General features: G+C 66.7%; 10 protein-coding genes. 8 read left to right on the top strand and 2 right to left on the bottom strand.

Annotation, left to right across the window (positions count from 1 at the left end):
• The first annotated feature begins 34 nt into the window (after positions 1–34).
• The 6 genes from lgt to AC5ZH6_RS14740 all read left to right on the top strand — a co-directional run bounded on the left by lgt (position 35) and on the right by AC5ZH6_RS14740 (position 12,706).
• Entirely contained in the window at positions 35–1,711 is a 1,677-nt protein-coding gene (gene lgt / locus AC5ZH6_RS14765; protein ID WP_496167399.1) for a prolipoprotein diacylglyceryl transferase, read from the top strand.
• A gap of 184 nt (positions 1,712–1,895) precedes the next feature.
• The gene (gltB, locus tag AC5ZH6_RS14760; RefSeq protein WP_035727730.1) at positions 1,896–6,467 is read left to right on the top strand and encodes a glutamate synthase large subunit; all 4,572 of its coding nucleotides are present in this window, start codon (positions 1,896–1,898) and stop codon (positions 6,465–6,467) included.
• Positions 6,460–7,965, top strand: a complete 1,506-nt coding sequence (locus tag AC5ZH6_RS14755) for a glutamate synthase subunit beta (RefSeq protein WP_496167397.1) — start codon at positions 6,460–6,462, stop codon at positions 7,963–7,965. Before gltB ends, AC5ZH6_RS14755 begins: the two co-directional genes overlap by 8 nt.
• A gap of 200 nt (positions 7,966–8,165) precedes the next feature.
• Positions 8,166–9,599, top strand: coding sequence for a pyruvate kinase (gene pyk / locus AC5ZH6_RS14750; RefSeq protein WP_211544683.1), 1,434 nt, complete (start codon positions 8,166–8,168; stop codon positions 9,597–9,599).
• A 245-nt stretch (positions 9,600–9,844) separates the two neighbouring features.
• The gene (locus AC5ZH6_RS14745; RefSeq protein WP_020170971.1) at positions 9,845–10,723 is read left to right on the top strand and encodes an acyl-CoA thioesterase; all 879 of its coding nucleotides are present in this window, start codon (positions 9,845–9,847) and stop codon (positions 10,721–10,723) included.
• Positions 10,724–10,873: 150 nt separating this feature from the next.
• Complete coding sequence (locus tag AC5ZH6_RS14740) at positions 10,874–12,706, top strand: AMP-dependent synthetase/ligase (protein WP_496167395.1); 1,833 nt, start codon at positions 10,874–10,876, stop codon at positions 12,704–12,706.
• On the opposite strand, the gene AC5ZH6_RS14735 is transcribed toward AC5ZH6_RS14740, so the two are convergent.
• The gene (locus tag AC5ZH6_RS14735) at positions 12,664–13,368 is read right to left on the bottom strand and encodes a DUF998 domain-containing protein (RefSeq protein WP_094600674.1); all 705 of its coding nucleotides are present in this window, start codon (positions 13,366–13,368) and stop codon (positions 12,664–12,666) included. The genes AC5ZH6_RS14740 and AC5ZH6_RS14735 overlap by 43 nt on opposite strands.
• A gap of 169 nt (positions 13,369–13,537) precedes the next feature.
• Here AC5ZH6_RS14735 and AC5ZH6_RS14730 point away from each other — a divergent pair, with 169 nt between their 5' ends.
• Together AC5ZH6_RS14730 and sigJ are read left to right on the top strand one after the other, a co-directional pair.
• Positions 13,538–14,722 carry an NAD(P)/FAD-dependent oxidoreductase gene (locus tag AC5ZH6_RS14730; protein WP_496167394.1) on the top strand — a complete coding sequence of 395 codons (1,185 nt, stop codon included), beginning with the start codon at positions 13,538–13,540 and terminating at the stop codon, positions 14,720–14,722.
• Positions 14,719–15,624, top strand: a complete 906-nt coding sequence (sigJ, locus tag AC5ZH6_RS14725; protein ID WP_496167393.1) for an RNA polymerase sigma factor SigJ — start codon at positions 14,719–14,721, stop codon at positions 15,622–15,624. The genes AC5ZH6_RS14730 and sigJ overlap by 4 nt, the downstream gene beginning before the upstream one ends.
• 23 nt (positions 15,625–15,647) lie before the next feature.
• Here the strand turns inward: sigJ and AC5ZH6_RS14720 are convergent, their stop codons facing one another.
• The gene (locus AC5ZH6_RS14720; protein WP_006369666.1) at positions 15,648–15,968 is read right to left on the bottom strand and encodes an SDR family oxidoreductase; all 321 of its coding nucleotides are present in this window, start codon (positions 15,966–15,968) and stop codon (positions 15,648–15,650) included.
• Positions 15,969–16,005: the final 37 nt, after the last annotated feature.

Here is a 16,005-nt window from a genome sequence, read left to right as displayed (position 1 = left end):
GTGCGATCGTGTGCCTCCGACGGTCGGTTAGGGTGTGACCGTGATCGCGCCGACGACGACGTTGCTCGCCTATATTCCCAGTCCGCCGCAGGGGGTCTGGCATCTCGGGCCGGTCCCGCTGCGGGCGTACGCGCTGTGCATCATCGTCGGCATCATCGTCGCGGTCTGGTGGGGGGATCGCCGCTGGATCGCACGCGGCGGCCAGCCCGGCGAGGTCCTCGACATCGCCATCTGGGCAGTGCCCTTCGGTCTGATCGGTGGCCGGATCTACCACGTCCTCACCGACTGGTCGATCTACTTCGGCGGCGGTGGCAAGTCCCCGATCGACGTCTTCAAGATCTGGGACGGTGGTCTCGGAATCTGGGGCGCGGTGATCCTCGGTGCCCTCGGCGCCTGGATCGGTGCGCGCCGCCACGGCATCCGGCTGCCCGCGTTCGGCGATGCCATCGCGCCCGCGATCCTGCTCGCCCAAGCGATCGGGCGGCTCGGCAACTATTTCAACCAGGAACTCTACGGCCGGCCGACAACGGTGCCGTGGGGGTTGGAGATCTACGAGCGCACCAACGGCATCCAGACCGGACCCAATCTGATCAACGGAACCTCGACCGGCCAGGTGTACGAGATCGTCCACCCCACCTTCTTGTACGAGTTGGTGTGGAACGTGCTTGTGGTTCTCGCACTCGTGGTGCTCGACCGACGATTCCGCATCGGCCACGGTCGACTCTTCGCGCTGTATGTGGCCGGATACTGCGTCGGCCGATTCGTCGTCGAACTCCTGCGCTCGGATACCGCGTACACCTTCATCGCCGGCATCCGTATCAACGTCTTCACCTCCGCCCTGCTGTTCGTGTGCGCGGCGATCTACTTCGTCGTCGCCACCAAGGGCCGCGAGCGCGGTCTGGAGATGTACTACCCCGACCGTGCCGAGGAACTCGAAGCCCTCGGCGTCGTCGGCTACGTCGACGACCGATACCCGGACGACGAACTCGACGACGAGCCCGTGTCGGAGCCCGACGAGGACGAGCCGTTCGACTCCGACGGCGAGATGACCGATGCAGGCGACGACACCACCGCGACCGAGGTCATCGACAAGGGCATCGCCGAACACGACGAGGAAGCCGCCGTCGACCCGGAACTTGACGAGGACGCCGTCGCACCGGCCACCCCAGCCCCATCCCCGTGGACGTCCCCTGATCCTGTCGCCGACGTCGACAGCGCCGAGCCTGACACCGACAGCGCTCCCGACACCTCCGACAGCGCCCAGCCTGATGCCGACAGCGCCCAGCCCGACTCCGACAGCGCTCAGGCTGACGCTGACAGCGCTCCGGCTGACGCCGATAGCGCTCCCGCGGATGCCGACGGCGAGCCCGACGCCGACAGCGTCGAGCCTGATGCCGACAGCGCTCCCGACACCTCCGACAGCGCCCAGCCTGATGCCGACAGCGCCCAGCCCGACTCTGACAGCGCTCAGGCTGACGCTGACAGCGCTCCGGCTGACGCCGATAGCGCTCCCGCGGATGCCGACGGCGAGCCCGACGCCGACAGCGTCGAGCCTGATGCCGACAGCGCTCCCGACACCTCCGACGGCGCCCAGCCTGATGCCGACAGCGCCCAGCCTGGCGCCGACGGCGCTCCCGACACCGCCGACAGCGCTCCCGTCGACGCCGACCCCGCTCCCGACTCCGCCAAAGACACCCCACACACCAGCTGACGGGATTCGGCGTTCGAGCCGGCTCGGATCACCTCGCCATCACGGGCACCCCGCTGGTGGGTCGGTTACAGTGGGATTTCACGGTTTGCGGCAGCCCATACCCGCGACCGACGTGCTCCACGGGCCAGCGCTGTCCCAGAGGACATCATGCATGCGATTCGTCACGAATCCGGTGGAGGTATTGATGTTGTTTTCGGCGCTCCCTGCCAAGCAGGGCCTGTACGACCCCGAGGCCGAGGTCGATTCCTGTGGTGTGGCGATGGTCACCGACATCCACGGCCGACGCTCACACTCGATCGTCTCCGACGGGTTGCTGGCGCTGGAGAATCTGGAACATCGTGGCGCGGCCGGCGCCGAGGCCAACAGCGGTGACGGTGCAGGCATCCTGATCCAGTTGCCCGACGAATTGCTGCGCGCCAGTGTTGATTTCGAACTTCCCGCGCCGACCGCATCGGGAGTCAACACCTACGCGGCGGGCACCTGCTTCCTGCCGAGGGACCCCGACCTGCGCTCGACGGCGATCGCTCGGGTGACCGACCTCGCGGCCGCCGAGGGCATCACGATCCTCGGCTGGCGCGAGCTCCCGGTCGACGCCGAGGGCGCCGATATCGGCGAGACCGCACTCGATTGCATGCCGCACATGGTGCAGCTGTTCGTCACCGTCGACCCCGGGCCAGGAGTCACACGCATCGGTGGCATCGACCTCGACCGGGCGATCTATCCCTTCCGCAAGCAGGCCGAGCGGGTGACCCCGGAGATCGACGCCGAGGGCACCGGACTCTATTTCCCGTCGCTGTCGAGCCGCACGATCGTCTACAAGGGCATGCTCACCACGATGCAACTGCCGCTGTACTACCCGGATCTGCGCGACGAACGGTGCACGAGCGCGATCGCCATCGTCCACTCGCGTTTCTCGACCAACACCTTCCCGTCCTGGCCGCTCGCACATCCCTTCCGATTCGTCGCCCACAACGGCGAGATCAACACCGTCCGCGGCAACCGCAACCGGATGCGCGCGCGGGAGGCCCTGCTGGAGACCGACCTGATTCCCGGTGACCTCAAGCGCGCGTTCCCGATCTGCACGCCGGAGGCCTCCGACTCCGCGTCGCTCGACGAGGTGCTCGAGCTGCTGCATCTCGGTGGACGCAGCGTCGCCCACGCGGTGATGTTGATGGTGCCGGAGGCGTGGGAGAACGTGCCCACGATGGATCCCAAACGGCGGGCGTTCCTGCAGTTCAACGGCTCGCTCATGGAGGCGTGGGACGGGCCGGCATGTGTCACCTTCACCGATGGCACCGTCGTCGGTGCGGTCCTCGACCGCAATGGCCTGCGCCCGGGACGCTGGTGGCAGACCCGCGACGGGCGGGTGATCCTCGCCTCCGAGGCCGGAGTGCTCGACGTGCCGGTCGACGACGTCGTCTCCAAGGGTCGGCTCGAGCCGGGCAAGATGTTCCTCGTCGACACCGCCGCCGGTCGGATCATCCCCGACGAGGAGGTCAAGGGTGACCTGATCAACGCCGAGCCCTACGACGAATGGCTGCACGCGGGTCTTCTCGACATCGCGACGTTGCCGCCGCGACCGGTCTACACGCCGAATCACGACACCGTCGTACGCCGACAGGTCTCGTTCGGATACACCGAGGAGGATCTGCGTGTCCTGCTCACCCCGATGGCGGCCTCCGGCTACGAGCCGCTCGGCTCGATGGGCACCGACACCCCGGTTGCGGTGTTGTCCAAGCGTTCTCGCCTTCTCTACGACTACTTCGTCGAACTCTTCGCACAGGTCACCAACCCGCCGCTGGACGCCATCCGTGAGGAGATCGTCACCTCGATGGCCCGGGTCATGGGACCCGAGCAGAACCTGTTGCGCCCCACCGCGGCATCGTGCCGACAGATCTTGTTGCACTGGCCGGTCATCGACAACCACGATCTCGCCAAGCTCGTCCACATCGACGACGACGGCGACAACCCCGGGTTGTCGGCCAAGGTGCTCCACGGGCTGTACGAGGTCGCCGACGGCGGGCCGGGATTGGCTGCGGCACTGGAGGATCTGCGGTTGCGCGCCAGCCAGGCAATTGCCGAGGGGCATCGCACCCTGGTGATCTCCGACCGCCACACCGACCGCGAACACGCACCGATCCCGTCGCTGCTGGCCACCTCCGCGGTGCATCACCACCTGGTCCGCACCAAAGAACGCACCAAGGTCGCGCTGGTCGTCGAGTCCGGTGATGCCCGCGAGGTCCACCACATCGCCCTGCTCATCGGATTCGGTGCGGCCGCGGTGAATCCGTATCTCGCACTGGAATCGATCGAAGATCTGATCGCGCAGGGCGAGCTGATCGGGGTGGCCGCCAGCAAGGCCATCCGCAATTACGTCGAGGCACTCGGCAAGGGTGTGCTGAAGGTGATGAGCAAGATGGGTATCTCCACCATCAGCTCCTACACCGCCTCGCAGGCGTTCGAGGCCGTCGGCCTGTCCTCGGAGGTGGTCAGTGAGTACTTCACCCGGACCGTCTCCCGCATCGAGGGTGTCGGCCTCGACGAACTCGCCGAGGAGGTCCGGATGCGCCACCATCGCGCGTTCCCGGAGAACCCGACCGAGCAGGTCTATCGCCGACTCGAGGTGGGTGGCGAGTACCAGTACCGCCGCGAGGGTGAACTGCATGTGTTCACCCCGGAGACGATCTTCCTGCTGCAGCACGCCACCAAGACCGGGCGCGACGACGTGTTCCAGAAGTACTCCGACGAGGTCGACCGCCTCCAACGCGAGGGCGGCACGCTGCGCGGTCTGTTCGAACTCGATCTCGGTGCGCGCGACCCGATCCCGCTCGAGGAGGTCGAGCCGGCCGAGGAGATCATGAAGCGTTTCAACACCGGCGCCATGAGTTACGGCTCGATCTCGGCCGAAGCGCACGAGACCATTGCGATCGCGATGAACCGCATCGGTGCCCGGTCGAACTCCGGGGAGGGCGGCGAGGACGTCGACCGGCTCTACGATCCGGAGCGGCGCAGTGCGGTCAAACAGGTGGCGTCGGGCCGGTTCGGTGTCACCAGCGATTATCTGATCAACGCCACCGACATCCAGATCAAGATGGCGCAGGGAGCCAAACCCGGTGAGGGCGGCCAGCTTCCGGCGTACAAGGTGTACCCGTGGATCGCCAAGACCCGACACTCGACCCCGGGCGTGGCACTCATCTCGCCGCCGCCGCATCACGACATCTACTCGATCGAGGATCTCGCCCAGCTGATCCACGACCTCAAGAACGCCAATTCGCAGGCCCGAATCCACGTGAAGCTGGTCAGCGCAGTCGGCGTCGGCACGGTCGCCACCGGTGTGTCCAAGGCGCATGCCGACGTCGTGCTCATCTCCGGTCACGACGGCGGCACCGGGGCCTCGCCGCTGACCTCACTCAAACACGCCGGCACGCCGTGGGAGATCGGTCTGGCCGACGCGCAACAAACGTTGATGCTCAACGGTTTACGCGATCGCATCACCGTCCAGTGTGACGGCGCGCTGCGTAATGGTCGGGATGTGATCATGGCGGCGTTGCTCGGTGCCGAAGAATACGGATTCTCCACCGCGCCGCTCATCGTGACCGGCTGCATCATGATGCGTGTGTGTCACCTCGACACCTGTCCGGTGGGTGTGGCCACCCAGAATCCGCAGTTGCGTGCGCGGTTCAGCGGGCAGGCCGAGCACATCGTCAACTTCTTCCGGTTCATCGCCGAGGATGTGCGGAAGTATTTGGCACAGTTGGGTTATCGGACGCTCGACGAGGCGGTCGGCCAGTCGCAGCGGTTGCACACCGATGCCGCCGTCGCGCACTGGAAGAGCAAGGGCCTCGATCTCAGCCCGATCTTCCGTCGGATCGAGGACAAGGGTCCAACGCGTCGGGTGCGCGGCCAGGACCACGGACTCGACAAGGCGCTCGACCAGACGCTGATCCAGCTCGCCGAGGGAGCGCTCGAGGACGCACACCCCGTCACCCTGGAACTGCCGGTGCGCAACGTGAATCGCACGGTGGGCACGCTGCTCGGCGCCGAGGTCACCCGCCGCTACGGTGCCGCCGGACTCGCCGAGGACACGATCACCGTCGAGCTGACCGGCTCGGCCGGTCAATCCCTGGGCGCATTCCTGCCGCCGGGTGTGACGATCAAACTCAGCGGCGACACCAACGACTACGTCGGAAAAGGCTTGTGCGGCGGCAAGATCGTGGTGGCACCGGACCCCGACGCCTGGTTCATCGCCGAGGATCAGGTCATCGCAGGCAACACCATTCTCTACGGCGCGACATCCGGGCAGGTGTATCTCCGCGGCCGCGTCGGCGAGCGGTTCTCCGTGCGCAACTCCGGTGCCACCGCCGTGGTCGAGGGCGTCGGCGACCACGCCTGCGAATACATGACCGGTGGTCGGGTGGTGATCCTCGGGCCGACCGGACGCAACATGGCGGCCGGCATGTCCGGCGGGATGGCCTTCGTCTACGACCTCGATCCCGCCAAGGTCAACATGGCGATGGTCGAGCTGATGCGCCCCGACCCCGACGACCTGCGCTGGCTCCATGAGCACATCACCATCCACACCGAGCTGACCGGGTCGGCGATCGGGGCGTCGATGCTGGCCGACTGGCCACGACGGTGCCTCGCGTTCACCAAGGTCATGCCCACCGATTACAAGCGTGTCCTCGACGCGGCCCAGATGGCCGAAGCCGAAGGGCGCGACGTTGATTCAGCGATCATGGAGGCGGCACGTGGCTGATCCGCGCGGATTCCTGGAGGTCCCGAAGAAAGAGGCCCGATACCGGCCGGTTGCCGAGCGCATCCGCGACTGGGGCGATGTCTACGAGCACGCCGACAACCCGATCAAAGTGCTCTCCGAGGTGAGCGATCAGGCCCGGCGATGCATGGACTGCGGTATCCCGTTCTGCCACTCCGGAACCGCGGGTTGCCCGCTGGGCAACCTCATCCCGGAATGGAACGACCTCGTCCGACGCGGACGATGGGACGCGGCAAGCGAACGCCTGCACGCGACCAACAACTTTCCCGAGTTCACCGGAATGGTGTGCCCGGCCCCGTGCGAGGCGGCGTGTGTCCTGTCCATCTCGGAGAACACCACCGGCGGCAGCGTCACCATCAAGCGGATCGAGAAGACGATCGCCCACGAGTCCTGGGCCGAGGGCATCATCGGACCCGAGCCGCCCGCCCTCAAGACCGGCAAGTCGGTCGCCGTGGTCGGTTCCGGACCGGGCGGCCTCGCCGCCGCCCAGCAACTGACCCGCGCCGGCCACGACGTCACCGTCTACGAGCGTGACGACCGGCTGGGTGGACTGCTGCGCTATGGCATCCCCGAATACAAGCTGCAGAAGTCCGACATCGACCGCCGTATCGCCCAGATGCGCGCCGAGGGAACGGAATTCGTCACCAGTTGTAACGTCGGCACCGACCTGTCGGTGGCGGAGCTGCGCGAGCGCCACGACGCCGTCGTCCTCGCGATCGGTGCGATGGCCGCCCGCGACAACCCGGTACCCGGCCGCGACCTCAACGGTGTGCACCTCGCCATGGAACATCTGGTCCCGGCGAACCGGGAATGCGAGGGCGACGGAGAATCACCGATCACCGCCAAGGGCAAACACGTCGTCATCATCGGCGGCGGCGACACCGGTGCCGACTGCCTCGGTACGGCGCACCGGCAGGGGGCGGCGTCGGTGGTGCAACTCGACTACAACCCCGAACTGCCCTCCGATCGCGACGACACCCGATCCCCGTGGCCGACCTGGCCGCTGGTGATGCGCACCTCCAGCGCGCACGCCGAAGGCGGCGAACGCAAATATCAGGTGGCAGTGCAACGATTCGTCGGTGACGAACACGGCAACGTCACCACGATGGTGCTCGCCGAAGTCGCCGTCATCCGCGAATCCGACGGCCGACGGGTGATCATGCCGGTCAGTGAAGAATTCGAGATCCCTTGCGAACTGGCGCTTTTCGCGATCGGATTCGAAGGTGTCGAACGAGGACCGCTACTCGACGGGCTCGAACTCGCACCCAACGGACGCGGCGCGTTGTCTTGCGGCAGCGACTGGCAAACCGACGCTGACGGGGTATTCGTCTGCGGCGATGCGCATCGCGGAGCGTCGTTGGTGGTGTGGGCGATCGCCGAAGGTCGTTCGGCCGCAAGGTCGGTCGACGAATACCTGATGGGCGCCTCCGATCTCCCATCGCCGGTCCGCCCGGCGGCACTGCCGCTTTCGGTGCGTTGACAAACCGCCGGGTCCGTCGCCGCCACAACGACACAGCCGTCGGGCGGCGCGCCCGGAGTACGACACCGATCGGGCTGAACACAATGCAACGGTGGCGCCGCCACTGACCTCGGGGGAGTGGACGAACGCGGTGTGGCCGGGTGATGACCAGTGGCCGCCACCGATAGAGATGCTGATCCGACACGACTAAGGTGAGCACCGTGACACGTCGTACCAAGATCGTCTGCACCCTGGGTCCCGCCACCAACTCCGAGGAGCGTCTCAAAGAGCTCGTCGAGGCGGGCATGGATGTTGCTCGACTGAACTTCAGCCATGGCAGCCATGAAGACCATCGCACCGTCTACGAGCGTGTGCGTCGCGCCGGCGATGCCGCGGAGAAGGCCGTGGGCATCCTCGCCGACCTGCAAGGACCCAAGATCCGACTCGGCAAGTTCGTCGAGGACGGCGCACTCAACGGACAGGTCATGTGGGCCACCGGAGAAGAGGTCCGCATCACCGTCGACGACGTCGTCGGCACCCACGACCGCGTCTCGACAACCTATAAACAACTCGCCGAAGACGCCGAAGCCGGAGACCGACTCCTCGTCGACGACGGCAAGGTCGGACTGAAGGTCACCGCCATCGACGGCAACGACGTCGTCTGCGTGGTCACCGAAGGCGGTCCGGTCAGCAACAACAAAGGCCTGAACCTGCCGGGTGTCAAGACCTCGATCCCCGCCCTGAGCGAAAAGGACATCGCCGACCTCGAGTTCGCACTGCAACTCGGCGTCGACCTCGTCGCACTCTCCTTCGTGCGCAGCCCGGCCGACATCGAACTCGTCCACGAAGTGATGGACCGCGTCGGCCGCCGCGTCCCGGTGATCGCCAAGCTGGAAAAGCCCGAAGCCGTCGACAACCTCGAAGCCATCGTGCTGGCTTTCGACGGAGTCATGGTCGCCCGCGGTGACCTGGGCGTGGAACTGCCGCTCGAGCAGGTCCCCCTGGTGCAGAAGAAAGCCATCCAGATGGCCCGCGAGAACGCCAAACCGGTCATCGTGGCCACCCAGATGCTCGACTCGATGATCGAGAACTCCCGGCCCACCCGCGCCGAGGCCTCCGACGTCGCCAACGCCGTCCTCGACGGTGCCGACGCAGTGATGCTCTCCGGCGAGACCTCCGTCGGCAAGTGGCCGATCGAGACCGTACAGACGATGACCCGCATCTGCGTGGCCGTCGAAACCGGCTCACGCGACGTACCGCCGCTCTCCCACGTTCCCCGCACCAAACGCGGCATCATCTCCTACGCCGCTCGCGACATCGGCGAACGCCTCGAGGTCAAGGCCATGGTGGCCTTCACCCAGTCCGGCGACACCGTCCGCCGACTGGCACGGCTGCACTCCCGTCTGCCGCTTCTCGCGTTCACACCCACCCAGGCCGTACGCAGCCAACTCGCCCTGAGCTGGGGAACCGAGACCTTCATCGTCGATCACGTCGACACCACCGACCACATGATCGACCAGGTCGACCACCAACTGCTGCGCATCGGTCGGCTCAAGGACGGCGACGTCGTCGTCATCGTCGCCGGCGCGCCGCCCGGTACCGTCGGATCGACCAACATGATCCACGTCCACCGGATCGGCGAACAGGACCACTGAGTTGTTGGCGCGGACTCCGTCCGCGCGTGCCCGGCGAGCTGGAGGCACCGTGTCTTCCTCCTCATCGCATTGTCGCTTCGCTCTCGCTCTTCGTCGTGCAGACACGGCGCGCTCGCCGGGCGGTGAGTGGGGAGCACACGGGCGCGCTCTTCGTCGTGCAGGCGTGGCGCGCCCGGTGAGCGGTGGGCTGTGCCGCGCACGGTCCCGGTGACCACCGGGCACGATGGGGTCCCTAGTCTGTTCGCATGACTGCGGACCCCACCAGCGACCTCGGCAAGCTGCTCGAACTGCTCGACGTCGAGCAGCGCGACGCTGACCTGTTCATCGGGCAACACCCCGAACAGAAGACGGCGCGCACCTTCGGTGGGCAGATGCTCGGTCAGGGTGTCGTGGCGGCAGCGCGCACTCTGACCCGCGGTACTCCGCCGGTTCATGCCCTGCACGCGCACTTCATTCGCGGCGGCGACGTCAACGAGCCGATGGAGTACCACGTCGACCGGTTCCGGGACGGCAAGTCTTTTGCGAATCGACAGGTCACCGCCAAACAGAAGGGTGAAGAGATCTTCACCATGCTGGTGGCATTCCAGGACAACTCGGCCGGTCTCGAACACGCGGTGGAGATCCCACAGGTGCCCTATCCGGAGGAATTGCCGCCCCTCGGTGAGCATTTCAAGGGTTTCGAAGACCGGATCGCGACCTTCGTCGACGCGCTGCACCCGATCGACATCCGGTTCGCCAACGACCCGTCGTGGAAGATGCGTGAAGCAGGGGAGAAGCTGCGCGACAACCGCGTGTGGATGAAGACCGACGGCCAGATGCCCGACGACCCGATCATGCATGTGGCCGCCATGTGTTACGCCTCCGACACCACCGTCCTCGATTCGATCATCACCACGCACGGCTTGTCGTGGGGCATCGATCGACTCTTCGCGGCCACCGTGAACCATTCGATGTGGTTCCACCGTGACTTCCGCTTCGACGAGTGGATGCTCTACGCGACGCGGTCCCCGGTGGCGACCGGATCGCGCGGGATGGGTTCGGGGCGGTTCTGGATGCGGGACGGAACACTGGCCACCTCCGTCGTGCAGGAAGCACTCATCAAGTACTTCCCGCCCAAGAAGTAGCGCGCCCTCGCCCACTTCGACGGACCAGAAGCCCCTGGAACTGGGAATTTTACCGTCTCATTACCTTTTCTTCGGATCGGCTGTGCCGGTGGATGCCCGCGGCTAGTGTGATGCACATCATCACCCAGACCACTCTCGCCGGGGGCAACCATGTCCGAATCCGAACCGATCCTCTTCCCGCACGAGAGCGGCCGCTCCGTCGCCACACTGCCCGAGGCCTTCCAGGCGACGGTCGGCATGCGCCCGACCGCGATCGCGCTGCGCACCGTCGGCGGCATCCGAGAGATCACCTGGGCCGAATACGGACGCCGGGTCGAGGCGATCGCCCGCGGTCTGGCCGCGCTGGGCGTCGGCCCCGGCGACACCGTGGGCATCATGCTGACCAATCGGCCCGAGTTCCATCTCGTCGACACCGCGGCGCTGCACCTCGGTGCGGTGCCGTTCTCGATCTACAACACCAGCTCTCCGCAGCAGATCGAGTACCTGTTCGGCAATGCCGGCAACGCCGTCGTCGTCACCGAGCAGATATTCGTCCCGGTCGTCCGCGCCGCGTCCACCGCGGTGACGACGACGATCGTGGTGGACGGCCCGGCCGCCGACGCGATCACTCTCGACGACGTAGAACATTCCGGCGCAATGGATTTCGACTTCGCCGCCGCGTGGCAGGCGGTACGGCCCGAGGATCTCGCCACCATCATCTACACCTCGGGCACCACCGGTCCGCCCAAGGGTGTCGAGATCACCCACCGCAACATCATCTCCGAGTTGACCTCACTGGCCGAGGTCGTCGACGTCGGCTTCGACGACCGCGTCATCTCCTATCTGCCCGCCGCACACATCGCCGATCGGGTCTCCTCGCACGCGGCCAACATGGTGCGTGGTATCCAGGTCACCACCGTCTCCGATCCGCGGGAGATCGGCGCCGCACTCCCCGAGGTCCACCCCACCTTCTTCTTCGGGGTACCCCGCGTCTGGCAGAAGATCCGGGCCGGCATCGAGGCCAAGCTCGCCGAGGAAACCAGCCCGGTCAAGAAGAAGCTGGGAGCCTGGGCGATGAGAATCGGTGCCGCGGCCGCACAAGCGCAGCTCGACGGCCGTACGCCCAACGCCATCGCCACCGCCCAGCACACCCTCGCCGACAAGCTCGTCCTGCAGAAGGTGCGGTCGGCGATCGGCATGGACCAACTCACCTTCGCCGGGTCGGGTGCCGCCGCGATCCCGCCGGAGGTGCTGCAGTTCTTCCTCGGGCTGGGGATACCGGTGCTGGAGGTGTGGGGCATGTCGGAGACCACCGGCGTCTCCACGATGACCACGCCGGAGAACATGAGGCTCGGTACCGTCGGCAAGCCGGTGTCGGGTGTCGAGGTCACGCTCGCCGACGACGGCGAACTGCTGATCCGGGGGCCGGTGGTCATGCGCGGTTATCGCAAACAGCCTGACAAGACAGCCGAGACGATCGACTCCGACGGGTGGCTGGCCACCGGTGACATCGCCGAGATCGACGCGGACGGCAACGTGCGGATCGTCGACCGCAAGAAGGAACTCATCATCAACGAGTCCGGAAAGAACATGTCGCCCACCAACATCGAGAACGCGCTGAAGGCGGCGTCGTCGCTGATCGGTCAGGTCGTCGCGATCGGCGACGCCAAACCGTTTGTGTCGGCGCTCGTTGTGCTCGATCCCGACGCCGCGGCGGCCCGCGCGAAGGCGCTGAACATGCCGGACGCCGACGTCGCAGCCCTCACCGGGCATCCGCAGGTTATCGAGGAGGTCATCGGCGCGGTCCGTCTCGGCAACGGCCGACTCTCACGTGTCGAACAGGTCAAACGATTCACCATCGTGTCCGAGGCGTGGGAGCCCGGCGGCACCGAACTCACCCCCACGATGAAGTTGCGGCGCAAGCCCATCGCCGACAAGTACGCCGAGCACATCGAGTTGCTCTATGCCGCCGACGCCGGTGACGGTGTGATCGACCTTCGCTGAACGGCCACCGCAGCACCCCACACCACCAGATACAGCGTCATGCCGCCGATCTGAATGCGTTGTGCGAGCCCCAGCAGCCAATCCCCGGACAGGTTGTCGGCGGCCAACATCCAGACCGTCGCGACAGAGATGACCACCAGGATCGTCAGGCCGAGCAGACGCAGCACCGGCCAGATCGGCGTTCGCCAGGCCGCGACCACGCCGAGGATCATCGCGATGAAGATCGCGAATACCGCCACACTGCTGGTGAAGGCGTGGATGTGATGCAGTTGGGGCAACAGCCCACTCGGCTCCGACGGGCAATTCGGGTCGACGTGCGGAATGCACTCGATGGGCGACAATGCGTCGGTGATGGTGGACACCCCGAACACCACGAGCGAGACGAGCGCCCCGCGGGCGAAGCCGCCGGCCACCGCGGGACGAGGAATGAACGCCAGCACCCCGGCAAGCATGGCGCACACCGCGGTGATGACGTCGCCGTAGACGTAGACCAGCCGATGCGGGCGGTGCTCCGCGTCGAGTTCACTCATGAAGCTGCGCAGCGGATCCAGAGGCGAGGCCCAGAAGAACTCCAGCACCCACGACGAGTAACAGACGCCTGCGGCGGCGATGAGGATGCCGACGACGATCAGGCGCGGCGACAGCTCCCGGACAGACAGCACCTCGTCAGGTTATGTCATCGGTGTTCACCCACCGTCGACGCCACGTTCGCCGTACCCATGCACCGGCGACACCTCTCCGACGCTGTGATCCGAGTCACTACCTGTCACATTCTCGGCCTGCGTGGTGTCTCGGGTATGTCAGATCCCCGGCAGTCAAGGAGTGAGAACCATGAGTGAACAACGCAGGGTGGTGGTCGTCGGTGGCGGGTACGCCGGCACGATGGCAGCCAACAGGCTCGCCGCAGAATGCTCGTTCGATGTGGTGATGGTGAATGCGCGCGACCATTTCGTCGAACGTATCCGGTTACATCAATGGGCGGCCGGCACCGCCACGCCCACCCGCGATTTCGAGACGCTGCTCTCCGCGCGCGTCCGCCGCATCGTCGCCACCGCGGAACACATCGACGCACCCGGACGACTGGTCGGCCTCGACTCGGGTGACCGGCTCGACTACGACTGGCTGATCTACGCCGTCGGCAGCTCCGGCGGTGCGGCGATCGAGGGTGCCGCCGACCACGCCCAGGAGGTCGCCGACTGGGAATCGGCCACCCGCCTGCGCAACCGGCTGGCCGAGCTGCGAGGCGCCGGCCGCGTCACCGTCGTCGGCGGTGGCCTGACCGGGATCGAGACCGCCGCCGAGCTCGCCGAGACCGGTCACCGGGTCACCCTCGTCACCGCCGACGAGATCGCCTCCAGCCTGTCCGTCCGTGGGCGTGAGCGGACACGCCGCGCGCTCGAGCCTCTCGGCGTCGTTTGCCACGAGCACACCCGGGTCGAACGCATCGGCGCCACAACGGTGACACTCGTCCACGCAACAGGCGAGTGGGTCGAGGCGGCCACCGACATCACCGTCGTCACCACCGGTTTCGCGGTACCCGATCTCGCACGCCGCAGCGGGCTGACGTGCGACCACCTCGGTCGGCTGTGTACCGACGCCGCCCTGGTCAGCGTCGACGACGAGCGCATCCTCGGAGCCGGTGATGCCGTCGCGCCGGCGGGTAACGTGCCCCGCATGAGCTGTCAGGCCGCAATGCCGCTCGGTGTGGCCGCCGCGCAGTCGGTGCGTTCGCTGGCCAAAGGTGAGCACCCGGTCGCGGCGTATCCCGGGTTCGTCGCGCAATGCGTCAGCCTCGGGCGGCATACGGCCACGCTGCAACTCACCCACAAGGACGATTCGCCGACGCGCGGCGTGGTCACCGGCCGTGGTGCCGCGCTGATGAAGGAGCTGATCTGTCGGGGCACGATCTGGGGTCTGCAACTGGAGGCCCGGCGTCCGGGGATCTATCCGGCCGCCCGCTCGACGGTCACCGTCGATCACCGCGACCCGACCCCGAACGGACAGGTCGTGCCGTGAGCACCGGTGGCACACGCGACGAGCACCTACGGATCTTCGTCGATCACCGCCCGTTGCTGTTCACAATCGCCTACGAAATCCTGGGCTCGGCCACCGAATCAGATGACGTGCTGCAGGAGAGTTACCTGCGCTGGTCGGAGGTCGATCTCGACGCCGTCGACGACCCGCGGGCCTATCTCGCGAAGGTGGTCACCCGCCAGGCGCTCAACGCCGCACGCGCCGGACAACGGCGCCGCGAGGATTATGTCGGTCCGTGGTTGCCCGAACCCATCGTCATCGACGTTCACGATCCTGCCGACGACGTCGTTCTCGCCGAAGCGGTGTCGACGGCGATGATGGTGGTCCTGCACTCGCTGGGACCGGACGAACGTGCGGTGTTCCTGCTCCGGGAGGTGTTCGGGTTCGCTCATGCCGAGATCGCCGACATGACGCAGAAATCCGTTGCCGCGGTCCGGCAGATCGCCCACCGCGCCCGCGAACACGTGCAGGCGCGACGGCCGCGGTTCGGTGCCGACGCCGACACGGGAACGCAGGTGGCGCACGCTTTTCTGGCTGCAGCGGCCACCGGTGACGTGCAGGCGCTGCTCGAGGTGCTCGCGCCCGACACGGTGTACCTCGCCGACAGCGATGGCAAGGCGCCGGCGGCGCGGCGACCGATCCACGGTGCCGATCAGGTCGCGCGGATCATGGCCAACCTGATGCGCCTTGTTGAGAAGCGGCAGATGCAGGTCGGCGAGATGGAGGTCAACGGGATGCCGGGATTCACCGTGGCGGTGTCCGACGATCCGGGTGCCATCCTGTGGCTCGATGTGGTCGACGGTCTCATCCGGCACGTCTTCGTCATGCGGAACCCGGCCAAGATGGCGGCGGTGCGTACGGTACGGGAGATCTCACGTCACTGAGGTGGCACGTGCACATCTGCGGCTCAGGCGACCTGCCGGTCGGCGGAGTGGACGTCGTGCAGTTGTCCGGCGGGGTCGACGACCATGATCACCGGGCCCATCGTGTCGGTGGCGCGTTCGATCAGTGCCTCGATCTGCGTCGGATCGGCCGGATCGCAGACGACCGCCCAGACCCGGTCGTGGACGGCGGCGTCCACATAGGAGACGAGATCGCGCGTGTGGCGCCCCGCGACCACCGCATTGCGGCCCGAGCGCAGAACCTGATCGATGACGGTGCGCGACCGCAGCGAGCCGTCGGTGACGACGAGGACGGTGTCGGTGAAAGAGTGCTTCGTGGTGTGCATACCGATCATCACACTGCGCGCAGCTGGGATGGCACCG

The organism is Gordonia sp. YC-XJ4 (assembly GCF_059511865.1).
Note: the sequence above shows the minus strand (reverse complement) of the source record. Positions and strands in the feature narration are given on the sequence as shown.

Coding starts and splice junctions, on each gene's coding strand:
- gltB (WP_035727730.1), top strand. CDS start 1,896: ATGTTGTTTTCGGCGCTCCCTGCCAAGCAGGGCCTGTACGACCCCGAG.
- AC5ZH6_RS14730 (WP_496167394.1), top strand. CDS start 13,538: ATGAGTGAACAACGCAGGGTGGTGGTCGTCGGTGGCGGGTACGCCGGC.
- AC5ZH6_RS14740 (WP_496167395.1), top strand. CDS start 10,874: ATGTCCGAATCCGAACCGATCCTCTTCCCGCACGAGAGCGGCCGCTCC.
- AC5ZH6_RS14720 (WP_006369666.1), bottom strand. CDS start 15,968: ATGCACACCACGAAGCACTCTTTCACCGACACCGTCCTCGTCGTCACC.
- AC5ZH6_RS14745 (WP_020170971.1), top strand. CDS start 9,845: ATGACTGCGGACCCCACCAGCGACCTCGGCAAGCTGCTCGAACTGCTC.